The sequence below is a fragment of the Thiohalocapsa sp. genome (genome assembly GCF_019695415.1).
Lineage (GTDB): Bacteria > Pseudomonadota > Gammaproteobacteria > Chromatiales > Chromatiaceae > Thiohalocapsa.
This window is the reverse complement of record NZ_JAIFKJ010000024.1, coordinates 1-2,278: the sequence shown is the minus strand read 5'-3', so window position 1 is coordinate 2,278 and position 2,278 is coordinate 1. Positions and strand designations below refer to the sequence as shown.

General features: G+C 61.1%; 3 protein-coding genes and 2 tRNA genes. 1 reads left to right on the top strand and 4 read right to left on the bottom strand.

Annotation, left to right across the window (positions count from 1 at the left end; translation table 11 throughout):
* Positions 1-97: 97 nt before the first annotated feature.
* The 4 genes from nusG to I6U14_RS00325 all read right to left on the bottom strand — a co-directional run bounded on the left by nusG (position 98) and on the right by I6U14_RS00325 (position 1,340).
* On the bottom strand, positions 98-628 hold the full coding sequence (gene nusG / locus I6U14_RS00340; protein ID WP_296895935.1) for a transcription termination/antitermination protein NusG: 531 nt from the start codon (positions 626-628) through the stop codon (positions 98-100).
* 63 nt (positions 629-691) lie between these two features.
* Positions 692-889: a preprotein translocase subunit SecE gene (gene secE / locus I6U14_RS00335; protein WP_296895933.1), complete on the bottom strand. Its 198-nt coding sequence runs from the start codon at positions 887-889 to the stop codon at positions 692-694.
* Positions 890-973: 84 nt separating this feature from the next.
* Positions 974-1,050: transfer RNA gene (locus tag I6U14_RS00330), tRNA-Trp, on the bottom strand.
* Positions 1,051-1,266: 216 nt separating this feature from the next.
* Positions 1,267-1,340 (bottom strand) — tRNA-Gly (locus tag I6U14_RS00325).
* 345 nt (positions 1,341-1,685) lie between these two features.
* On the opposite strand from I6U14_RS00325, the gene I6U14_RS00320 reads away from it, so the two are divergent.
* Positions 1,686-2,278 (top strand): DNA gyrase subunit A (locus tag I6U14_RS00320; protein ID WP_296895939.1); only part of this gene is annotated, 593 nt, incomplete at its 3' end.

Sequence of the window (2,278 nt, the reverse complement as noted above, 5' to 3'; positions counted from 1 at the left end):
GTACACGGCAAATACATGCCGTGAGCGCATTCGGCCGTCGGCCGATGACTGTTATGATTTCGCCCCCCGGCTCCTTAGCGCGCCACCACGGCGGCGGTTACATCTTCTCGACCTGTCCGTACTCCAACTCCACCGGCGTCGCGCGGCCAAAGATCGACACGGCGACCTTGAGGCGCGAACTCTCCTCGTCGACCTCCTCCACCAGACCGTTGAACGAGGCGAACGGCCCGTCGGCCACCCGCACCTGCTCGCCGATCTCGAACGTGACCGTGGGCTTCGGCCGCTCAACGCCCTCCTGCACCTGATGGAGGATGCGCTCGGCCTCGGACTCGGAAATCGGGATCGGCTTGTTCTCTGCCCCCAGAAAGCCCGTTACCTTCGGCGTGTTCTTCACGAGATGATAGGTGGCGTCGTTCATATCCATCTTGACGAGGACGTAGCCGGGGAAGAACTTGCGCTCTGCATTGACCTTGCGGCCGCGGCGCATCTCCACGACTTCTTCCATCGGCACGAGCACCTCTTCGAACGCATCGGCCAGACCATGCGTCTCGGCCTCTTTCCTGATGCTCTCCGCCACCTTCTTTTCAAAATTCGCGTATGTGTGAACGATGTACCAGCGCTTCGACATGGCCTGCTTGATGGCCCCTTCGTGTTCTTGAATGTCGTGTTTTCGGGCGCGGTGCGGGGGCGTCTAGCGGCTGGCGTCAAGCAGCAGGCCGACGATGCCGCCCAGGATCTGATCCGCAATGAAGAAGAAGATAGACGCCAGCGTCACCATGATCAGGACCATGATCGTGGTGATGATCGTCTCGCGGCGCGTCGGCCATGTCACCTTGGCCGTTTCCTGCCGCACCTGCTGGATGAATTCGAAAGGGTTGGTCTTCGCCATGCTGCACCAAATTCCGCCGCACCAAACCGTCACGAAGCGTCGCGGCCGCGTTATCGTTTGCTCCGGCGAGGCCGGTCTTCCCAATGGCAGGAGTGGAGGGACTCGAACCCCCAACCCCCGGTTTTGGAGACCGGTGCTCTAGCCGATTGAGCTACACTCCTCCGCGCGCCCGCACGTCGAGCGCCCAAAAACGCGACAACGCGACCCGACCCCTTTCAGCCTGACCGTCCATCAAACCTTGGGGAGAGCCGCAACAGCTTCTGATGCCTTTGTAAACCTGAGCGTTGACAAATAACACCGAACGCCGGGGAATGCCAGCAGAAAATTGTTGATTTCCTGTGGAAAGTTGTTCCACGCCCTCGGCCGGATCGCACTGCTGGAGCGGGTGAAGGGAATCGAACCCTCATCTTGAGCTTGGAAGGCTCCTGCTCTACCATTGAGCTACACCCGCCTGCCGTCCAGATGCCGCACTTGCGGGAGTCTCATCGCCTTATTTTAGGACGGATGTCAAGATCGCAAGCCCAGCGCCGCAAATAGGCCCGTTCGGCAGTCTTGCCGTTGCTCGACGAGTTTGCCGTGCATAGCTGTCCGCGCCCCGGCGCTCACGATTGCGTGAGACGTCTCAATCGCTATATCTCTGGTAGCGACAGACGCCGCAAATGCGTCTTAAAAACGATAGCCCCGCAAAACACGCAAAGACCACCACATCGTGTCCGACAATTCCGACATCCCCGGAAACGGCGCCGCGCCGGAAGGCGACGGCTTCGACATCCGCACCAGATCCATCACCAGCGAGATGCGCAGCTCATACCTCGATTACGCGATGAGCGTGATCGTGAGCCGCGCGCTGCCCGATGTGCGCGATGGGCTCAAGCCGGTCCACCGGCGCATCCTGTACACGATGCAGGAAAACGGGCTGGACTGGAACAAGCCCTACAAGAAGGCCGCGCGCGTCGTCGGTGATGTGATGGGCCGCTATCACCCGCATGGCGATGCAGCCATTTATGATGCCCTGGTGCGCATGGCGCAGGACTTCTCCATGCGCCTGCCGCTGGTCGACGGCCAGGGCAACTTCGGCTCCATCGACGGCGACCCCCCGGCGGCCATGCGCTACACCGAGTGCCGGCTGGAGAAAGTCGCGCATTCGCTGCTCGACGACATCGACAAGGACACCGTCGATTACCAGGACAACTACGACAATTCCGAGCGCGAACCGACCGTCCTGCCGGCGAAGTTCCCGAACCTGCTGGTCAACGGCGCGGGCGGCATCGCGGTTGGCCTGGCGACGAACATCCCGCCGCACAATCTGAACGAGATCACTAACGCCTGCATCGCCTATCTCGACAACCCGGCAATCACCATCGACGAACTGATCGAGATCGTCCCCGG